This window comes from Lacticaseibacillus jixiensis, assembly GCF_042847315.1.
Taxonomy (GTDB): domain Bacteria; phylum Bacillota; class Bacilli; order Lactobacillales; family Lactobacillaceae; genus Lacticaseibacillus; species Lacticaseibacillus jixiensis.
This window is the reverse complement of the sequence record NZ_BAAFPR010000013.1, coordinates 46,024-64,374: the sequence shown is the minus strand read 5'-3', so window position 1 is coordinate 64,374 and position 18,351 is coordinate 46,024. Positions and strand designations below refer to the sequence as shown.

At 51.9% G+C, this 18,351-nt stretch carries 17 protein-coding genes and 1 other annotated feature; of the genes, 6 read left to right on the top strand and 11 right to left on the bottom strand.

Features of this window, described 5'->3' with window-relative positions:
- Nucleotides 1-199: 199 nt before the first annotated feature.
- Nucleotides 200-1,282: a mannonate dehydratase gene (gene uxuA / locus ACGG90_RS09625; RefSeq protein ID WP_390408860.1), complete on the bottom strand. Its 1,083-nt coding sequence runs from the start codon at nucleotides 1,280-1,282 to the stop codon at nucleotides 200-202.
- A 1-nt stretch (nucleotide 1,283) separates the two neighbouring features.
- The gene (locus tag ACGG90_RS09620) at nucleotides 1,284-2,903 is read right to left on the bottom strand and encodes a mannitol dehydrogenase family protein (RefSeq protein WP_390408857.1); all 1,620 of its coding nucleotides are present in this window, start codon (nucleotides 2,901-2,903) and stop codon (nucleotides 1,284-1,286) included.
- Between the two features lie 171 nt (nucleotides 2,904-3,074).
- On the opposite strand from ACGG90_RS09620, the gene ACGG90_RS09615 reads away from it, so the two are divergent.
- On the top strand, nucleotides 3,075-3,743 hold the full coding sequence (locus ACGG90_RS09615) for a GntR family transcriptional regulator (protein WP_390408854.1): 669 nt from the start codon (nucleotides 3,075-3,077) through the stop codon (nucleotides 3,741-3,743).
- A gap of 331 nt (nucleotides 3,744-4,074) precedes the next feature.
- Entirely contained in the window at nucleotides 4,075-5,610 is a 1,536-nt protein-coding gene (locus ACGG90_RS09610; protein ID WP_390408851.1) for an MFS transporter, read from the top strand.
- Nucleotides 5,611-5,936: 326 nt separating this feature from the next.
- Here the strand turns inward: ACGG90_RS09610 and ACGG90_RS09605 are convergent, their stop codons facing one another.
- The gene (locus tag ACGG90_RS09605) at nucleotides 5,937-7,301 is read right to left on the bottom strand and encodes an Nramp family divalent metal transporter (protein ID WP_390408884.1); all 1,365 of its coding nucleotides are present in this window, start codon (nucleotides 7,299-7,301) and stop codon (nucleotides 5,937-5,939) included.
- A gap of 214 nt (nucleotides 7,302-7,515) precedes the next feature.
- A complete protein-coding gene (locus ACGG90_RS09600; RefSeq protein WP_390408849.1) occupies nucleotides 7,516-9,051 on the bottom strand; it encodes a hypothetical protein in 1,536 nt (511 codons plus the stop codon).
- Nucleotides 9,052-9,251: 200 nt separating this feature from the next.
- Nucleotides 9,252-9,500: a binding site (T-box leader), on the top strand.
- 57 nt (nucleotides 9,501-9,557) lie between these two features.
- Here ACGG90_RS09600 and asnA point away from each other — a divergent pair.
- The 4 genes from asnA (at nucleotide 9,558) to ACGG90_RS09580 (ending at nucleotide 15,151) form a co-directional block, all read left to right on the top strand.
- Nucleotides 9,558-10,565 carry an aspartate--ammonia ligase gene (asnA, locus tag ACGG90_RS09595; protein WP_390408846.1) on the top strand — a complete coding sequence of 336 codons (1,008 nt, stop codon included), beginning with the start codon at nucleotides 9,558-9,560 and terminating at the stop codon, nucleotides 10,563-10,565.
- Nucleotides 10,566-11,158: 593 nt separating this feature from the next.
- A complete protein-coding gene (locus tag ACGG90_RS09590; RefSeq protein WP_390408843.1) occupies nucleotides 11,159-12,880 on the top strand; it encodes an ABC transporter ATP-binding protein in 1,722 nt (573 codons plus the stop codon).
- Nucleotides 12,867-14,654 carry an ABC transporter ATP-binding protein gene (locus tag ACGG90_RS09585; RefSeq protein WP_390408840.1) on the top strand — a complete coding sequence of 596 codons (1,788 nt, stop codon included), beginning with the start codon at nucleotides 12,867-12,869 and terminating at the stop codon, nucleotides 14,652-14,654. Before ACGG90_RS09590 ends, ACGG90_RS09585 begins: the two co-directional genes overlap by 14 nt.
- A gap of 224 nt (nucleotides 14,655-14,878) precedes the next feature.
- Nucleotides 14,879-15,151, top strand: a complete 273-nt coding sequence (locus tag ACGG90_RS09580) for a SemiSWEET family transporter (protein ID WP_390408837.1) — start codon at nucleotides 14,879-14,881, stop codon at nucleotides 15,149-15,151.
- A gap of 39 nt (nucleotides 15,152-15,190) precedes the next feature.
- On the opposite strand, the gene ACGG90_RS09575 is transcribed toward ACGG90_RS09580, so the two are convergent.
- The 7 genes from ACGG90_RS09575 to ACGG90_RS09545 all read right to left on the bottom strand — a co-directional run bounded on the left by ACGG90_RS09575 (nucleotide 15,191) and on the right by ACGG90_RS09545 (nucleotide 18,341).
- Nucleotides 15,191-15,679, bottom strand: a complete 489-nt coding sequence (locus ACGG90_RS09575; RefSeq protein ID WP_390408835.1) for a GNAT family N-acetyltransferase — start codon at nucleotides 15,677-15,679, stop codon at nucleotides 15,191-15,193.
- A gap of 37 nt (nucleotides 15,680-15,716) precedes the next feature.
- The gene (locus tag ACGG90_RS09570; RefSeq protein WP_390408832.1) at nucleotides 15,717-16,562 is read right to left on the bottom strand and encodes a DegV family protein; all 846 of its coding nucleotides are present in this window, start codon (nucleotides 16,560-16,562) and stop codon (nucleotides 15,717-15,719) included.
- A gap of 177 nt (nucleotides 16,563-16,739) precedes the next feature.
- Entirely contained in the window at nucleotides 16,740-16,877 is a 138-nt protein-coding gene (locus ACGG90_RS09565; RefSeq protein WP_390408829.1) for a hypothetical protein, read from the bottom strand.
- A gap of 74 nt (nucleotides 16,878-16,951) precedes the next feature.
- The gene (locus ACGG90_RS09560) at nucleotides 16,952-17,227 is read right to left on the bottom strand and encodes a DUF1048 domain-containing protein (protein WP_390408826.1); all 276 of its coding nucleotides are present in this window, start codon (nucleotides 17,225-17,227) and stop codon (nucleotides 16,952-16,954) included.
- A gap of 4 nt (nucleotides 17,228-17,231) precedes the next feature.
- A complete protein-coding gene (locus tag ACGG90_RS09555) occupies nucleotides 17,232-17,600 on the bottom strand; it encodes a DUF1048 domain-containing protein (protein WP_390408823.1) in 369 nt (122 codons plus the stop codon).
- Complete coding sequence (locus tag ACGG90_RS09550; protein WP_390408820.1) at nucleotides 17,584-17,922, bottom strand: PadR family transcriptional regulator; 339 nt, start codon at nucleotides 17,920-17,922, stop codon at nucleotides 17,584-17,586. The genes ACGG90_RS09555 and ACGG90_RS09550 overlap by 17 nt, the downstream gene beginning before the upstream one ends.
- Nucleotides 17,923-18,041: 119 nt before the next feature.
- On the bottom strand, nucleotides 18,042-18,341 hold the full coding sequence (locus tag ACGG90_RS09545; protein ID WP_390408817.1) for a cupin domain-containing protein: 300 nt from the start codon (nucleotides 18,339-18,341) through the stop codon (nucleotides 18,042-18,044).
- Between the last annotated feature and the right edge of the window lie 10 nt (nucleotides 18,342-18,351).

Sequence of the window (18,351 nt, the reverse complement as noted above, 5' to 3'; positions counted from 1 at the left end):
ATATTTAGTCTTTAGAATCTTACATAATTATTAAATCATTTATTACTAGGGGTGTCAATTACGGTGTCACAGCTGTCTATACTTTTTGCTTCCTCGCGCCAAACCAAGCTTTATGATTCAAAAAGACGAATACTGGGCAAAAAAAAGGCCCTAAAGTCAGGACCTTTCTGTGAACTCATAATCAACGATTAAAACTGCTTTAGGCTTGTTTGCTGTCCTTATCGATAGCTTCCCACAGCCCGTTGAGATACGTGATCCCTAAGGCGCGATCATACAAACCATAACCTGGCACCCCGTCTTCGCCCCAGATATTGCGGCCATGATCAGGGCGGATATAGCCGTCAAAATGCGTATCATGCAAAGCCTTCATGATCTCGTACATATCCAATGAACCTTCAGAGGATAAGTGGGCGGATTCATGGAAGTCGCCTTTGGCATTCATGAACTTGATGTTGCGGGCGTGGATGAATGGTGCGCGGTCTTTGGCGACGAATTCGCGAATGATCGCTGGCACGTCATTGTCTGGGTTCTCGCCTAAAGAGCCGGTGCAAATCGTGAAGCCGTTGTACTTGGATTCATGCATCGCTTCAATAGCACGCATGTCTTCGGCATTCTTGTAAATGCGCGGCAAGCCAAACAGCGGACGAGGCGGATCGTCTGGGTGCATCGCCATGCGGACGTCGCATTCTTCACAAGTTGGAATGATGGCATCCAAGAAGTACTTCATGTTGGCGCGCAAGGTTGGTTCATCAACATCCTTGTAAGCCTTGAACAGCCCTTCAATGGTGGCCAAGCGTTCTGGTTCCCAGCCTGGCAGGACGTAGCCATTGGAACCGTTACGGGTGGAGTCGATGATTTCTTGCGGGTCATCGGCTAACTTGTCAGCTTCAAAGGCCATGTCATTGGAGCCGTCTTCTAAGACGTAATGCAAATCGGTGCGCAGCCAGTCGAAAATTGGCATGAAGTTGTAGCAGATCACCTTGATGCCGTATTCGGCTAAGTTGCGAATGGTTTGCTTGTAGTTTTCGATGTATTGATCACGGCTTGGCTTGCCGATCTTAATGTCGTCGTGAATGTTAACGGATTCGATGACTTCCAGCTTTAAGCCGGCAGCTTCGACTTCGTCCTTTAATTCCTTGATCTTAGCCTTTGGCCACACTTCGCCGACTGGAATGTCAAACAAAGCGCCAACGACTTGGGTCGTGCCAGGGATCTGGCGGATGTTTTGTAAGGTGATCGGGTCGTTATTCTTCCCGTACCAGCGAAAGCCCATATTCTTCATATTAGTTTACTCCTACTTCTTCGTGAATAGTTTTAAGCACTGCTCCAGGGGCTTGGATCATCTTGGTGAAGTTGGCTTCGATTTTTTCAGTCAAGCCTACTGCGTCAAGGTCCACTGGGAAGATCTGCTTGTTGGTCAAGATCGGCTGCAGCTTGGCATGGGCGTCAACAGCGTCGCCAAGTTTGATATCAGCCACATAAGGCTGCAGTTCTTCAAGCAGCGGATCGCGGCTTGGGGTAAATGGTGTGCCATCGTCTTTGATGGCCATCAAATAGCGGCACCAGCCGGCGATGATCAACGGGATCGCCTTGAGGTTGCTGGTATCTTTGCCTTCATCCAAGTAATGCTGCAAGGTCACACCATAGCGGATTGGGATCTTCTGTGAGGTATCGCTGGCAATCCGTTGCGGCGTGTCTGGAATATTCTTGTTAGGCAGGCGCTTGTTAACTAATTCATCAATGAAGGCCTTAGGGTCGATGATTTTCGGATCCTTAACCACTGGCAAGTCTTCGTTATAGCCAAGCTGCTTAATCATAGCGACGAGGTCTGGATTGGTCATTTCTTCGGCGATGCTGGTGTAGCCCAGGATCGAACCGAAAATCGCCAAGCTGGTGTGCAATGGGTTCAAGCAGGCGGTGACTTTCATTTGATCGGCATCATTAACCGTGTCGCGATCGGCCAAGATCACCCCAGCCTTGTCCAAAGCTGGGCGGCCATTCGGGAAGCTGTCTTCAATGACCAAGTAGTGCGTCACTTCGGTGTTGCCAAACGGCGCAATGTTGGTGTGCTTATCGGTGTGAATGATTTGCGTATCTGCAAAGCCGCTGGCCTTTAAGATGTCGGCAACAGATTCGGCTGGGTTTGGCGTGATGCGGTCGATCATGCTCCAAGGGAAGCTGACTTGCTTGTCGTCTTTGAGATAATCGATGAAGCCTTGTTCAACGGTGCCGTTTTGGGCCCAGCCTTCAGCGATGGTTAAGACGCCTTCTTCAAAGCGTTTGCCGTTTTCGGAGAAGTTATCGGTGGATACCATAGCGATCGGCAGCTTGCCGGCGTTGTAGCGGGCCAACAGCAGGCGAGCAATGGCACCCATGTTGGTGGCTGCGGCATCTGGTTGGCCTTTGATGTCGGCTTGGGCTGCGGCAGTTAAGTTGCCTTGAGAGTCGCGCAGCGCGTAGCCTTTTTCAGTGATGGACATGGTGACAAACTGCAAGGATGGCTGTTCAAAGACTTGCTTTAACTTGGCCCAGCCTTCAGCGTTGGCTTTGTTGTAGTAAATGGCTTCGGCAACACTGGCAATCAAGGTCTTGTCGTAGTTACCGGCTTCGTCCATCACCACTTGCAGCACACGGTTGTTGTATGGCTTGTAAGCTTGTTCTACCACGCCGTCGTCGTAGGTTTCAGCGACGACCACGCCGGCTTTGAGTTCGCCTTGGTTTAACAAGTCTTGAGCGATCTTGGCATGGAAGCAGCGGAATAAGTTGCCGCCGCCAAAGTGGACCCACACTGGGGCCTTTTCGGCAGCCGCAGCGGCTTTGGCCTGATCAAACTGCGGTACCGTAATGCCTGCTGCGGTAAAAGCGGCAGCGTTTTGTTGGTAATCATCGGTTAATTGAACCATGTTGCATCTCCTTAACGAGTTTTGCATATACTAATATATCACTCCGACTCCACCAAGGTACCACGGACTGAATCCGATTTCAACTCCTAAACGGAAATTTCTGATCTTGCATTGTCGCGCCCACTTTGTCTGCTATAATCGAATTTGAACGATATAAAAGGCGGCGATTTCATGGCACAAGCGATCGGTAATTATCAAGACGAAGCATACCAAGCGATCCAACGCATGATCATGCGCATCGAGCTCAAGCCCGGTGAGCGCGTGAACAAAAAGGCGCTGGAAGAACAACTTTCTATCGGCGCCACACCGGTGCGCGAGGCGATCTTGCGCTTGCGCCGTGAAGGCTTGCTGACGGTGTATCCGCAAAGCGGTACTTTTGTATCCAAAATCAACCTTGATGAAGTTTATCAAGCCCGCTTTGTACGCGAAAGCATTGAGAAGCTGATCGTCACTGAGGTGATCCCTGTGATCACCCCGGCTGAAATCGATCACCTGCGCAAGCTGATCGCCTTGCAAGAAGTTTATATGCGCTCGCGTGATTACGATAACTTCTTTAACTTGGATGAGCAGTTTCACCAACAGTTCTACTTGATCGCGCACAAGGACTTTGTTTGGGACTGGCTGCAAGTGGTCAACTTCCAGTTCAACCGTTTCCGTTATCTGCGCTTGGAAGTGGATGATTTGGATTGGCAACAGATTTTCGATGATCACACCGCGATTGTGGATGCCGTCGCCAATCGCCAAGCCCAACGCGCCGCCACTACTGTTGAGCGGCACTTGCATATGGTCGACGACGATGTGAAGGTCGCCTTGAAGGTGCACGCCGAATATTTTGAGTAATTGATATCTTAATTCCCCCGTCTGGCCAATCGCCAGGCGGTTTTTTTATGCCAAAATGTTGAATCTGTTCAGTAGCATTCATACGTACTGTCATATTCGTAAAAAAATTCACAAAAATATTGCGCGTAAAAACGCCTCCATGCCGGCGATCATCCTGATTTTCTGAAACAATATGGGTATGTTGACAGTTGACATCATCCGCGAAACAAGTAGAATGAAATCGAATTCAAGCAACATACTAATATTTTAATGTTCCATCCTTGATCAGCGTTTAAACGTGCGCATACGTGCAACGCTGATCAACTTATTCGATATTGCGAGGTGCAATTGTATGGACAAGAAACAATCTCAACGTCGTGTCTTCGGCCCCCACGGTCGCAAAGTCACTTATCCTAGAGCCTTAGCCTTTGGGCTGTTTGACTTAATGGGCAGTGGCGGCTTCACCGTTATCGGGGCTTTCTTACTGTTCTTCTTCACGACCTTTGCCGGCTTGACTGCTACGCAAGGGGCTTTGATCATCGGGATCGCCCGGGTCGTGGATGCCGTGGCCAGTTTGGTCATCGGCAGTCTCACTGATAACTTGTGGCGCTACAAAATTGGTCAGCGCTTCGGCCGGCGGCATTTCTTCTTGCTGATTGGTGCCCCGCTGATGCTTGAATACATCTTGATGTGGATCTCCGGTCAAGGCTTCTGGTATTACTTGATCGTGTATCTGTTATTTGAAATCATTGCCGCCGGGGTCATGATCCCTTGGGAAACTTTGCCGACTGAAATGACTGATAACTACACTGACCGCACTAAGATGTCCGCCACCCGCGGCTTCATCTCTTCTGCCGGTGCCTTCTTGGCCACGTTCATTCCCGGCCAGATCATCAAGTACATGGGTCAAAACAACCCTGACGCTTACTTAGTCACTGGGATCATTTTCGCCTTGATTGGCGCCGGTGCGGCGATGTCTGCATACTTAGCCACTTGGGAACGCCCAGTGACCAAGGAAATGCAAGACCTGGCCAACCGCACCCCTAAGCGCGGTTTGATCAAAGGCTTAGCCAAAGAAATCAAAGACTATCTGTCCACGATGCGTGTGAAGTCTTTCCGCAAACATATTGCCATCTACCTGTTATCCTTCACCGCCAAAGATACTTACAACACCATTTTTGTTTACTTCATCGTCTCTTGCATGGGCTTAACGGCGACGGACTCTGCCAACATCTTGTCCATGTCAGTGATCGGGATCCCAACGACCATCTTGGCCGGGATCTTAATGATCAAAAAAGGCCCGCGCTTCTTGTGGAAGAGCGCCTTCTCGATCATGTTAGTGATGTATGTTGCTGACTTCTTGGTTTACCTCTTACAACCAGCTCACCCGCTGCTGTGGCTGTTGGCCATCGGTTTGATTTATCAAATCGGCCGTCAGACTTTGGAATTCACGCCTTGGAACGTGTTCCCATTCATTCCAGACTTGGATGTGTTGATCACCAAGCAACACCGTGAAGGGATCTTCGCGGCCTTCATGACTTTCGTGCGCAAGTCCACGGTTGCCGTCGCTACGGTGCTGGTCGGGATCATCTTGGATGCTTCCGGCTACAAGCCAGGCACGCAATTTCTGATGCACGAACCAGCCAGCGCCAAATTCGCCATCGTTGCCGTATTAGTCTTATTGACTGGCGGCATGATCGTATGTGCTTTGTTAGTCACCCTCACCTTCAAACTGGATCGCAACTCACATGATTTGATCGTCGCTGAAATCAAGCGCCTGGAAAACGGCGGCAAGAAAGCAGACGTCGATCCTAAGACCAAAGAAGTTTGCGAAGAGCTCACAGGTTGGGATTATGACAAGCTATGGGACGAAGATAACGCCAAGTAATTAAACTGCTAGAAGCTGAACCAAAGCAGTTGCGCCAATGACGCAAGCGGCTCTACTCCACGATTTTTGCACTTTGAATCGCGGAGTAGAGCCGTTTGTGTTGCTTGGCGTTGCAAAACGTCTCACGCCGATGAGCCTGATGGCTTGCCCACTTTGAGTATGGACCGAACTCGTGACGCTGCGCAGCGTCTGCTGAAACTGCCTCACGTCACTAATCCGACACGCTTTAACATCGTCACAACACCCATCGCAACTGCACCTAGTGGCCAATTGATCTATTCAGTCAAATAAAAAAGCCGGCACACGGCCGGCTTTAGGCGAAGAGCTTACATCACGCCAAGTGTTTGTAAAATCAAGTAAATGTTCAATGCAATCAAGACCACTGTCGCCGTCCAAGCGCACACCCGCACCCAAGTCTTGTTGGCAAATTCACCCATCAGCTTCTTGCTTGAAGTAAACAGCACCAACGGCACCACCGCAAACGGCAAGGCAATACTCAAGAACACTTGCGAGAAGGTTAAGAGGTTTTCGATTTTGGCTTCATTGCCATGATAGATCACGGCAAAGATCAACACCGGAGTCACTGACAAGCCCCGAGTGACGACCCGCTGGACCCACAATGGCACCTTCATGCGGACAAAGCCTTCCATGATAATTTGCCCAGATAACGTCCCGGTAATGGTGGAACTCTGCCCAGAACTCAACAGCGCAACAGCAAACAACATGGATAACGCTGGGCTGGCAATGGCGCCAACCACGTTGGAATCTTGCAAAGCTTGAAACAGCTCCCCAAAGCGTCCCAGACTGGAATTGGAGCCATAAAACAACGCCGCCCCTAAAATCAACAGCAATGAATTGACGATGAACGCCAGGAACAATTGAATATTGGAATCGATCGTGGAAAAGCGCACCGCTTTGCGTAATTCATCAAGATTAGAACGATCGACTTTACGCGTTTGGGAAATCGATGAGCCCAAGTACAGATCATGCGGCATCACCGTAGCGCCGACAATCCCTAAGGTTAGATACAACATGCCGTGATTTTGCAAAATTGCCTTAGTTGGGACATAACCATTCAAGATCCCGGTGATACTAGGCTTAGCCAAGAAGACTTCATAAGCGAACACCAACAAGATCACGGCAACTAAAGTGGCAACGATCGCTTCGATCTTGCGGAACCCCAGCTTCATCAACAGCAACAGCAACAGGACGTCTAAAGCAGTGATCACGATACCAATCACCAGCGGAATGTGAAACAGCAGTTGCAAGGCGATAGCTGAGCCGATGATTTCGGCGATATCTGTCGCCATGATGGCCGATTCAGCAACAACCCACAATAAGATGCCAGAGAATTTGTTCGTGTGCTCTCGCGTCAATTGGGCCAGGTCTTTACCAGTAACGATGCCCATTTTGGCCGCCATGGATTGCAGCAGCATGGCAATCAAACTCGACAGCAGGACCACTGCCAACAGGCGATATTTGTACTGCGCACCACCGGCGATAGAAGTGATCCAGTTACCAGGATCCATATACCCCACGGCGATCAGAATGCCAGGACCGGTATAGGCCATCAAAGTCTTGAAGAAACCGGCATTTTTTGGGACTTCAACGGAGCCGTTGATCTCGTCTAGGGACTTATCAGCGATCGCGTCTTCTGATTTGATTCGTTCGATATCGATATGCTTATTCATCATATGAGCCTCTTTTCTATATAGATAGAAATTCGGTGACCATCGTGGCTCCCCACAAGCGGCACTTGGTCGAGCGCACGCTCAATTTCCATAGAATACTATAACCAGAATCCGGACCGTTGACAAGCCTTTTGTTAGGAGCGCCGAAGTTTTTGTAATGCCTGTCTCATAGGTTTCTCAGCACCACTTCAAGCGTGGATTAGCCGGCACTCAATCAGCTTAAGATCCGCGCCACCCGCTTGCGGATCGGCTCGTTGGTGTGATAGGCGCGCTTGGCGCCAAGGGCCAGCAGATCCTGCTTGGACGTGGCTTGCGTTAAGTGTTCAACGCCCAGACCGTGCGCATAAAACAGCGCATTGTTAGGGGTAAATGTGTCGATCACCACCGTGTGATACTGCGGGAAGGCCAAGGCAAAATACGCCACCTCCCCCAGCTGCATTGCCACTGGCGGCTTAGGCAAATAGCGCAGCCACGCCACTAAGCGCTGGTGGGTGTCGACATCTTTGACCTTGGCGATTTGCGCTTTGAAATTCGCCAGCGCATCGCTGGTATGTACCAGCAAATGTGTGCGGTGGCTTGGCGACGCGACAGTTGGCACTAAGGGCTTAAGCATCGGCTGCAAACTCGCCCACCAAGCCGCTGTTGGCTCACTTGGCGCAACCAGCAGCGTGTCTAATTCCAAGCTGGTGTGATAAGCACTGGCTGAAACATCACTGGAGCCGATGATGCTCAGCGCCGCTGCTTCAAATTCAACGCTCAATAAGTGCGCGCCTAAAGGCCGATCAGCCGGCGTATAAAGCATCGCACCGGCGTGTTGCAATTCTTGCAAATCAGCGGCGCAACTAGGCGTAAATTTGGTGTTGCACACAATTGAAACCTCTGCTTGATCGATCACCAACGCCTGATCCAAAGTCGAAGCCAACTCATGCAAACCGCCGCTGGTGATGCTTGGCGCCACAATATGCAAGGCTTTGATGCGGGCAAACTGGCGCAAGGCATTAACCAACGACGGCAGATTCAACGCCAAAGGCAGCACTTCTTGAAAACTGGCTTGGCGCGCGGCGGCTTGCTGCAAAGCGCGGCGCACGGTGTGCAACAACTGCGGATCTGCGCCTAAACTTGGCGCCGCCGGCTGCACTGAAGCTTTTGGGGCTGGCGCTGCAGGCTGATTTAATGCCTGCCAAGTTGCAGGCACCGGCCCAAACGCCGGCAGCAGCACTTGCACGGCGCGCTTAAGGGCTGCTTGCGGCACTTGCAAATATGCGGCTAATTGCGCCGGATCGACACCCGGCAGCAATTGCTGGCACAACTGCCACCCCGTCGGCTGCGTTAAGCTGCCGTAAAACACCCACGCCCCAACGCGCGCAGGCAAGTTGTGGGCTTTGGTCCAAGCGCGCTGAGCGTCAGTCAATTCGGCGTTACTGATCGGCTGTTGCACCGCTTGGGATACCAAGTTGCGCGCCAAGTCATAATTCACCAGCATGCCGATCACGCGCTGCAGCCATAAGGTTTTATTGTGCGCCAAGGCGGCTTCCACACGGTGCGGGCGCAAGGCCAGCCACAAGGTTTCACTGATGTTTGGGCCATATAACGCTGCGGCATGAGCCAACACGGCTTGCCCTAGCGCCGCAAAGTTGGCCAATCGTTTCGCCAAGCGCTTGCTGTGAATATCGACCACCGCGGTGTATACCGCCCGAGTCAGTTTCGGGTTGGTCGCATGCAGCGCGGTGTAATTTAACCAATTTGACATCTTATCCTCCATCAAACAAACGTACGTTTAATTCTACGTGGCCACTTGGTCACCGTCAACTACCGCAAAAAAAATTTTGTGCGCAAAGCCTGATTTGACGCGCATCAGTGCTGATTTTAGCGCCTGGTGGCAAATTTTATGGTGAAATATGGTTGCATGATCGCGCTAAAGCGGCTATGATAAGCAACATTAAAACAAAGCGAAAAACTGACGAGAGACAAGTAAGACGACGCTGGCCATCCAGTGAGTCGGGGGCAGTGCAAACCCGATCGGTACCGGTCTTCTGAATAACACTCTCCTAGTTGCTGACCCAACGACATTCGTCTAGTAGGCTCAGTCGCGTTCGGGGCGTTATCATCCGAAAGCGCATGTTCGTGCGCTAATGAGGTGGTCCGGGGTATGCCGGACAACTTGGGTGGTACCGCGAAATAAAGTCTTTCGTCCCTTGATAACTGGGGCAGAAGACTTTTTTATTTTGTCCTAAATACAACAAGGGAGTTCTGTTCATGCAATTACTTACACCACAAGGTTATGATCCTAAATTGTCCCCGCGCAAGACGCAAGAGGCGATTCGCTACATCCGTGAAACGTTCCAAGACGAATTCGGCAAGCAAATGAACCTCAGCCGCGTGTCCGCCCCAATGATGGTCGACCACGCCACTGGCTTAAACGATAACTTAAACGGCGTCGAAAAGCCTGTTTCCTTCACCATGGCCGCTATGCCTGGCCACCAAATGGAAATCGTGCATTCTTTGGCCAAGTGGAAGCGCAACGCCTTGGGTGAATTCGGCTTTCAACCAGGCGAAGGCTTGTACACCAACATGAATGCCATTCGCAAAGACGAAGAACTCGACAACTTCCACTCCATTTATGTTGATCAATGGGACTGGGAAAAAGTCATCACCAAAGAACAACGCACCGTTGAAACCTTAAAGGCTACTGTGCGCCAGATCTTCAAAGTGATCAAGCACATGGAACACGAAGTTTGGTACAAGTACCCAGAAGCGGTTTACCATCTGCCTGACGAAATCCACTTCGTCACCACGCAAGAACTTGAAGACCGCTGGCCTGATCTTGATCCAATGGCCCGCGAAGATAAAATCGCCAAAGAACTTGGTTGTGTCTTCGTGATGGGTATTGGCGGGGCTTTGAAGTCCGGCAAGCGCCACGACGGCCGCGCCCCTGACTATGACGACTGGTCATTAAACGGCGATATCATCTTCTGGTATGAACCATTAGACTGCAAGCTGGAAATCTCTTCCATGGGCATTCGCGTTGATGAAGACGCCATGGCCCGCCAGTTGAAGATCGCCGGGGCGGAAGATCGTTTGGAATTGCCTTTCCATAAGAAGATCATGAACCGCGAATTGCCATACAGCATTGGCGGCGGCATCGGCCAATCCCGTTTGTGCATGCTGCTGTTAGGCAAAGCCCATGTTGGTGAAGTCCAAGCCAGCGTCTGGCCGCAAGATATGATCGACCAATGCGAAGCCGACAACATTCACCTTCTATAATATAGAAGCAAAATATTTTCTTGACCGGTGTGTGAACTCACAAGTTCATGCGCCGGTTTTTTTATACGGCACTGTATTCATGCCGGAAAGGGGCCCCAGGGGCCCCTTTCCTTCTATGTTCGTTTCAGATTACACCAAATAGCGATCAAACTGTGATCGCATCAATTCTTGCCTGCCTCGACTATGGAAGGGCCGGGGTTGCGGCGCATCGTGGGGAAAGCGGCGGTCAGGCCGCGAAACGATCAGCGCAGTGAGACAAGCGGGTTGTGCTTGGCTTGCTGTGCTGATCGCGGCAAGAATCGAGACGGGCAAGTGAGCGCAGCGAGCGCCTGGCTCGATTCTTAGGCGTAAAACACGCGCTCTTTGCGTGGTTGGAGCCGGCCGCGCCGCCTGCGCCGCCGCTTTCCCCACGATGTGCAGCAGCCCCCGCCCGGCCCGTTGCCTTCAAGGAAACCGTTGCCACGAAATTCTTGACATCCCCTTATTTTGCGCTAACATTAATTTATCAATAAGCGCCACGGATCCTTAGTCCTTACTAGGCTTGGATCCGTGCGCGCTTTTTTATCAGAAACAACCAGATCGGAGTTGTGTCTATGTTTACGATCATCATGCACCACACTCATGGCAAAGCCCGCGCCGCGTTCTTCTTGGCGCCTTTGATCATGCTGGGCGAAGTGTTGTGCGACTTGCAACAGCCCACTTTGATGTCTCAAATCATCGATTCCGGCTTGGCGCACGGCGATGGCCATTACGTGTTGACGCATGCGGCGCTGATGCTGATGTTCGCCTTGCTGGGCGTGATGTGCGGTGCCACTTGTGGGACTTTAGGCAGTTATGCCTCGCTTAAAATGGGCGAAGCGCTGCGCAGTCATATGCTTGATATCGCCTTGATCAGCCGCGATCCAGCCGGACTAGCCCCGGCGACGTTGATCACGCGCATCACCAACGACGTCACTCAGATGCAAAACCTCGTGATGATGGTCACGCGCGGTATGGTGCGCTCGCCGATGCTGCTGTTAGGCGGGATTGTGATGTCGGCAATCGTGTGTCCGGACTTGGCGCCGATTTTGTTTATCATCATGCCGATCCTTGTGGTGTTCTTGCTGATCGTGGTGCGCCGCTCGATTCCAAAATATTTGGCCATGCAACAAGCCGTCGATCGCGTCAACCGCAGTATGCGCGAGAACCTCCAAGGCGCCAAAACCATCAAGTCTTACGTGCTGGAAGACCACCAATTGGCGCAATTCAACACTGACAACTTGAATCTGCAAACCACCAGCCAACAAGCCGCCATGGCCACAGTCACCTTAGGCCCGGTGATCCAATTGATGTTAAACCTTGGCGTCGTGGTGGCGTTAGGTTATGGCGGCAGTTTGGCCATCAGCAGCACGATTTCTGATGGCCAGATCATTGCTTTTGTCAATTACATGATCCAAATCACCACCGCCATGATCCAAACTGTCAACATCATCACCGCCTTCTCCCGAGCCATCACCAGCGCCACCCGGGTGCAAGCGGTGCTGGATGAAACAGTTGTCGTGCCGCAAGCCACCAGCCAAGTCCCAACAGACAACACGATCGTCTTTGACCATGTCACCTTCGGCTATGATCAAGCCACCCCGATCTTGGCTGACATCAACTTAACCATCCCTGCCGGCACCACTTTAGGCATTGTCGGTCCCACCGGTTCTGGCAAAAGTTCCTTGATCAATCTGTTGACGCGCACCTACGATGATTACAGCGGGACAATCAGCATCGGCGGCGTCGATATCCAAACCTTGTCGCTTGAAGCCTTGCATCGGCGCATCGGCGTGGCCTTGCAAGACTCGATCCTGTTTTCAGGCACGATCGCTTCAAATTTGCGCTTTGCCAAAGCCGACGCCACGCCAGCCGAGTTGCAAAAAGCGGCGGACATGGCTGCCGCTAGTGAATTCATCACCCCGCTAGCCAAGCAATTTGACGCTTCAGTCGAACAGCGCGGCAAGAACTTCTCTGGCGGCCAGCGCCAGCGGCTGAATCTGGCGCGCGCATTCACCGGCGATCGGCCGATCGTGATCTTAGACGACGCAACTTCTGCGGTGGATCAAAGCACCAACGCGCAGATCAAAGCGGCTTTGGCCAACTCGCGGGCGCATGAAACCTCGATCATCATTTCCCAGCGCGTGACCAACGTCATGGATTGTGACCACATCATCGTGATCAATGCCGGTGCGATCCAAGCTTCAGGCACCCATGATGAATTAATGCAACAGTCGCAATTCTACCAAGACTTGGTCAAGACGCAATTAGGAGGCGACCGCTATGCAAATGAATAGACCGCGGCGCAATATCCATCGCCAGAAAGTCGTTGTTGGCGATTGGCAAACCACCATCAAGCGAATCTGGGGCTACCTTGGCGCAAGTAAGCGCCGGCTGATCATCGTGTTCTTGTTGACGATCTTCACCACGGCAGTCACGATTGTCGGCACTCGGCTCAATGGGGTGGTGATCGATCGCTTCATCGCCAAACACCAGCTGCATACCTTGCTGATTGTCTGCTTGGGCATGGCCATCGTATACGTCTTGGCCAGCGGCTTTGTGTATTTTCAAAACAGCATCATGATCAAAGTTGCCCAAACCACCAGTGCGGCGATTCGCAAAGACGTGTTTGCCAACTTGCAGAAGCTGCCGATGCGCTATTTTGACACGCATGACAACGGCGACATCATGAGCCGCTTGACCAACGATGTGGATAACATCAACACCGCATTGATGCAGACTTTCGTGCAGCTTTTCACCGGCATCATCAGCATTGTCGGCATGGGCGCGGCGATGATCATTTTGTCGCCGGTGTTATTTGCCATCACCTTGTTGGCCACTGCGGCAACATATTGGTTCTCGCGCACCGTTGCGCGCTTGACCCAGAAGGCCTTCATGACCCAACAAGTGGCGTTAGGCAGCTTGAACACCCAAATCGAAGAATCAGTTTCGGGCAAACAAGTGCTGCAGTTATTTGATCATATCGAGCCGACCATGACCACATTTAATGAAACCAATGCCAATTACACCCACGCCGCCTTTATTGCCCAAGCGCTGTCCAGTATCATCGGCCCTTTTAACAACATGACCAACAACATCGCTTACGTCTTGATCACCGCTGTAGGGGCGGTGTCGATTCTGGGCCATTGGGGCGGGATCACCGTTGGCGTCATCTTCACCTTCCTGTTGTATCTGCGCAACTTTACCGGCCCAATCAACAACTTATTGGACTTGATCAACACGCTGCAATTGTCGCTGGTTTCTGCCCAACGGGTGTTTGAACTGATCGATGAGCCCACTGAACAAGACGTGCCTGATGCTTTAACGGTGACGCATACCAAGGGCCATGTCGCATTTGATCATGTCACGTTTGCCTATGATTCAAGCCGCACGATCTTGCATGACGTCAACATCGACGCGCAGCCTGGTGCCGTCATTGCCTTGGTCGGGCCCACCGGTGCCGGCAAAACGACCATCATGAACTTATTGACCAACTTATATCCGCTGCAGTCTGGCCGCGTCTTGCTGGATGGTACCGACGTGACCAAGCTGCATCGCGCCGATTTGCGCCACTTGGTGACTGTGGTCCAGCAAGAATCATATCTGTTCAGCATGTCGATCCGCGAAAACATTCGCTTGGGTCGCCCGCAAGCCACTGATGAAGAAGTGATCCAAGCCGCGCGTGCCGCCAATGCCCACACCTTCATCACCCAACTGCCAGACGGCTATGACACCCAACTGCGGGAAAACGCCAGCAGCCTTTCTCAAGGCCAGCGCCAACTGTTAAGCATCGCGCAAGCCTTCGTCACCCAAGCGCCGATTTTGGTGTTAGACGAAGCCACCGCCGCCATCGACTCCAACACTGAGGCGTTGGTGCAACAAGCCATGAGCAAGCTGATGCGCGGCAAAACCAGCTTTGTGATCGCCCATCGCCTGTCAACGATCCAAGCGGCCGATCAGATCTTGGTCATCGATGCAGGCGCGGTCATCGAATCTGGTACCCATCAAGAATTGCTTGCTAAACATGGTTTCTATGCCAAGCTATATAACAGTCAATTTGATCAGCGTTAAGCTAATGGCGCGGTTTCGTGCCCGATTTGGGTCACGAAACCCCGCCTTTTGTATTGCCAAAAAAGCACGTATGAAAGCGATATTACACGCATTTTGGCTGACAGCGTTTTCTTGTTTGGAACATATTCACAGGTATTCGGATCGTGTCTACGGTCGGCAGACGGATTTTCTGAAAATCGTTAATGAGGATGCTACAATTGGCTTCAGCATAAGGGGTGTTAACGATGGAAGAAAACGCAAAATCCGCGCGTCAAATGGCGCTGATCGGCAGGCTGGGCTCAGCTTTGTCGATCGCAATGTATGTTTCATACGTTCCACAGATCATCAACAACTTGTCTGGGGCCAAAGGTAACCCCTTGCAGCCGCTGGTTGCCGCGATCAACTCGCTTTTGTGGTGTTTGTACGCGGTGATGCACAAGAAAACCGATTGGCCGATCCTCATCGCCAACGCGCCTGGGATCGTGTTTGGCCTGGTGGCATTTCTCACAGCGATTTAAGAAAAAGCCGACTTGCAAAAATTTGCAAGTCGGCTTTTACTATAGCGGCTTCACCAAGTTGTACCAGACTTCGCCGGCATGCGTCGACTCAGATTCGCCTTCATTGACATACCCATTGGCTTCATAAAATGGCACCAAGCGCGCCAAACACGTTAAGGTAATGGCTTGGCGCTTTTGCGCAGTGGCCACTGTCGCCAATTGCTGCAACAACGCCGCCCCGACGCCGTGTTTGCGCATATTCACGGCCACCGCCAGGCTTAACACGGCTTGATAAGGCGCCTCAAGGGGATTGGCAACGGCTTGTTCAAACAAATCATCCGCCAAATAACGCGCTTTGATCGCCGGGCCCACCACATAGCCGGCAAGATGTTGTTCAACAACCGCCACGATGAACGTGTCCGGATAAGCCTGGATCCGCGCTTGCATCGCTTCTTGCGTGGCGGCTTCATCAGGCGTGAAGCCGGCTTGTTCAATGGTCATGATCGGATTTAAGTCACTTAATTTAGCAGGGCGAAATTCAATATTCACTGCGACACCAACTTTCTTTGCTGTCGCTAGTATAGCATCAAGGATTTTGCACCGCCACCCCGATCAAACCTGGCCCGGTGTGCACGCCGATTGCCGCAGACACTGAACCGGTATAAGCCACATGATGGCCGGCTTGTTCAATTGCGGCCGTCACGGTGTGCAGCAATTCTGGATTGGCCCCATGCGCCACGGCGATGGTGCTTTGCGGGGTGACTTGCGCCAGCGCAAGTTCCAGCAGTTTCTTGATGGCTTTGTGTTCAGAGCGAACCTTGGCCACCGCCGCCACTTCGCCGCGCTCGTCCACAGCTAACAGCGGCTTGATTTGCAAGGCGGTGCCTAGCACTGAAGCGACTTTACCAATGCGCCCGCCGGCTTGCAAATATTTAAGCGTGGGCACATATAACCACACGTGGCTGTGGGCAATAGCATGTTGCACCGCGGCAATCACCTCCACAAAGCTGTGGCCTTGATCGATCAAATCCAATGCATACACCGCCAACAACCCGCTGCCAATGCCGGCGCTTTTGCTGTCTAACGTCATCACCTGACCTTCCGCAAACGCCCCAGCGGCCAGCCGAAAGCCTTGATAGGTAGCCGATAAGCCGCTGGAAATGGTGATGCCCAACAACTTGGTATAGCCTTGATCAAACAACGCCTGCATTTGTTGGGTGATCAGCCCAGGCGCCGGGCTGGCGGTTTGCGGCAAGTTATCTGTCGTTAAGTGGGCATAGAAATCATCTGGCGTTAGATCCACACCGTCTTGAAAATCTTGGCCATTCTGCCGCACATGCAGTGGCACCACTGCGACATTAGAATGCGCGGCTAACACTTGCTGCGGCACATCAGAACCGGAATCAACGATCAACGCGATTTTATCAGTCATGTTTATCCTCCGTTACCAATTGTGGTTAACAAGAGCATAACCATTTCAATGCATTTTGTAAATGGCATAAACACTATATGCCGTCATAAAAGTCAAACCGCCGCCTGATCAAGATGAGGCGGCGGTTTGCGGGTGTTGCTTATGTGCCGGGTCAAAAGCCGGTATTGTCATGACTCATTAACCTAATAACCGCAACGCCATATAACTGCCGGCATCAGTGCCGATCACATCGCGATATGCCAACGCCACCAACGTGTGAAAGCCCAACGCGTTGGCAAAGCCACGTTCACCAAATCGAACCATTGACTTGCGCATGACGCTTGCCGCCTTTCTCACATCACCAGCCGGCTTTTGACCCACTTCAAGCCTAGCGCCGTGCAAGAAATTCGTCAAACTTTTGCTTGAGCCGCTTGCGCAAATTCGTCAGCAAACGCGGCCACATCATCCCCGACTACCGCCAAGACATCTTGATGTTGCGCCGCGGCGTCTTCAAACAACGCCAGCAGCGCTACCAAAGCCTGCGCGTTGGGCAAATACGTCGGCGCAATGGCAACTTTAAACCAATACCGTGAAATTGCCTGATACACCACTTGATAATCATGCGGCAGCGCTTTGACGCGGGCTTGATGCGCCCGCCATTGTCGTTTATCGTCTAGGATCGTCACAGTCTTACCTCCCTAATTGCTTGTGCACATCAGCATTGAGCTGTTGGCGCCACTTGTCTTGTAAGACCTTGACGCCGCTGGCCTGCGCGGCAGCCGCGGCAAAATCAGCCGCGTCTTCGCCTAACACCACAGCCACCGGCTCACCTAATGCGGCAGTTTCGCTAAACAATTGCACAATGCCGGCCAACACCGGCATCACATTGCGCCCGGTAAAACTCGCCGCGCCTTGGCGATAATCGCCGCCGCCCCACAAGGTTTGGGTGATGGTTTGCCAAGCGGCTTGATAATCTTTCGGCAAGGTGGCGATAGTTTGCGTATATGCCGCCATTTGCCGATCCATGTCTGCGCCAGTGAGTTTATCCCAAAGTTTCATGTCGTTGCGCCTCCAATTCTTGCATCCGTTGCGCCAAGAAGTCCCACTTCTGCCAAAATGTTGCCAAATACGCCTGTCCTTGCGCATTTAAGCTGTAGAATTTGCGCGGCGGGCCGACTTGCGACTTGCGCCTGACCACAGCTAACAATTGCTTGCGCTCCAAGCGCAACAACACCGTGTACACCGTGCCTTCGACAATGTCTTCAAAGCCCAAGTCGATCAAGTATTGCGTGATCTCATAGCCATAAGTTTCCCCTTGGGCGATGCGCTGCAACACCACGCCTTCCAGCACGCCTTTAAGTAATTCAGTTAAGTCTTGCATGCTGCCACCTCTTTATTCGTTATCACTAGGTACTGGTACATCATATTACTAGGTAGCAGATGTGTCAACCTTTGGCGCACAAAAAATCCCCGCCAAGTTGCTGGCGCGGATCTCAATGATTATTCAGCTAACACGCCATGTACGACCATCACTTCGCCGGCTTCAGCTGGTGCTTCCAGCCAGTGGAATTCACCAGGCGCCATCACCACCGCTTGGCCTGGCACCAGCGTGGTGGCTTCATCATCGGTATGAAAGACAATGGCGCCTTTAATGGCGACAACAGTCACCGTCATTAATGAACGGTGGCGCTTGATGGTAAAGCCTTTAGGCAACACCAAGCGCACAATGCTTAAGTGGCGCTTTGACAACATGCGATCAGGGCCTTGGCTAACGGATAAATCAGGATTGAGGATTTGCATAAGTAAGCCT

What these genes read in the sequence shown, in the direction of transcription:
- uxuA (WP_390408860.1), bottom strand. Translation starts at nt 1,282, where the DNA reads ATGAAGAATATGGGCTTTCGCTGGTACGGGAAGAATAACGACCCGATC.
- ACGG90_RS09620 (WP_390408857.1), bottom strand. Translation starts at nt 2,903, where the DNA reads ATGGTTCAATTAACCGATGATTACCAACAAAACGCTGCCGCTTTTACC.
- ACGG90_RS09615 (WP_390408854.1), top strand. Translation starts at nt 3,075, where the DNA reads ATGGCACAAGCGATCGGTAATTATCAAGACGAAGCATACCAAGCGATC.
- ACGG90_RS09610 (WP_390408851.1), top strand. Translation starts at nt 4,075, where the DNA reads ATGGACAAGAAACAATCTCAACGTCGTGTCTTCGGCCCCCACGGTCGC.
- ACGG90_RS09605 (WP_390408884.1), bottom strand. Translation starts at nt 7,301, where the DNA reads ATGAATAAGCATATCGATATCGAACGAATCAAATCAGAAGACGCGATC.
- ACGG90_RS09600 (WP_390408849.1), bottom strand. Translation starts at nt 9,051, where the DNA reads ATGTCAAATTGGTTAAATTACACCGCGCTGCATGCGACCAACCCGAAA.
- asnA (WP_390408846.1), top strand. Translation starts at nt 9,558, where the DNA reads ATGCAATTACTTACACCACAAGGTTATGATCCTAAATTGTCCCCGCGC.
- ACGG90_RS09590 (WP_390408843.1), top strand. Translation starts at nt 11,159, where the DNA reads ATGTTTACGATCATCATGCACCACACTCATGGCAAAGCCCGCGCCGCG.
- ACGG90_RS09585 (WP_390408840.1), top strand. Translation starts at nt 12,867, where the DNA reads ATGCAAATGAATAGACCGCGGCGCAATATCCATCGCCAGAAAGTCGTT.
- ACGG90_RS09580 (WP_390408837.1), top strand. Translation starts at nt 14,879, where the DNA reads ATGGAAGAAAACGCAAAATCCGCGCGTCAAATGGCGCTGATCGGCAGG.
- ACGG90_RS09570 (WP_390408832.1), bottom strand. Translation starts at nt 16,562, where the DNA reads ATGACTGATAAAATCGCGTTGATCGTTGATTCCGGTTCTGATGTGCCG.
- ACGG90_RS09565 (WP_390408829.1), bottom strand. Translation starts at nt 16,877, where the DNA reads ATGCGCAAGTCAATGGTTCGATTTGGTGAACGTGGCTTTGCCAACGCG.
- ACGG90_RS09555 (WP_390408823.1), bottom strand. Translation starts at nt 17,600, where the DNA reads ATGAAACTTTGGGATAAACTCACTGGCGCAGACATGGATCGGCAAATG.
- ACGG90_RS09550 (WP_390408820.1), bottom strand. Translation starts at nt 17,922, where the DNA reads ATGCAAGACTTAACTGAATTACTTAAAGGCGTGCTGGAAGGCGTGGTG.
- ACGG90_RS09545 (WP_390408817.1), bottom strand. Translation starts at nt 18,341, where the DNA reads ATGCAAATCCTCAATCCTGATTTATCCGTTAGCCAAGGCCCTGATCGC.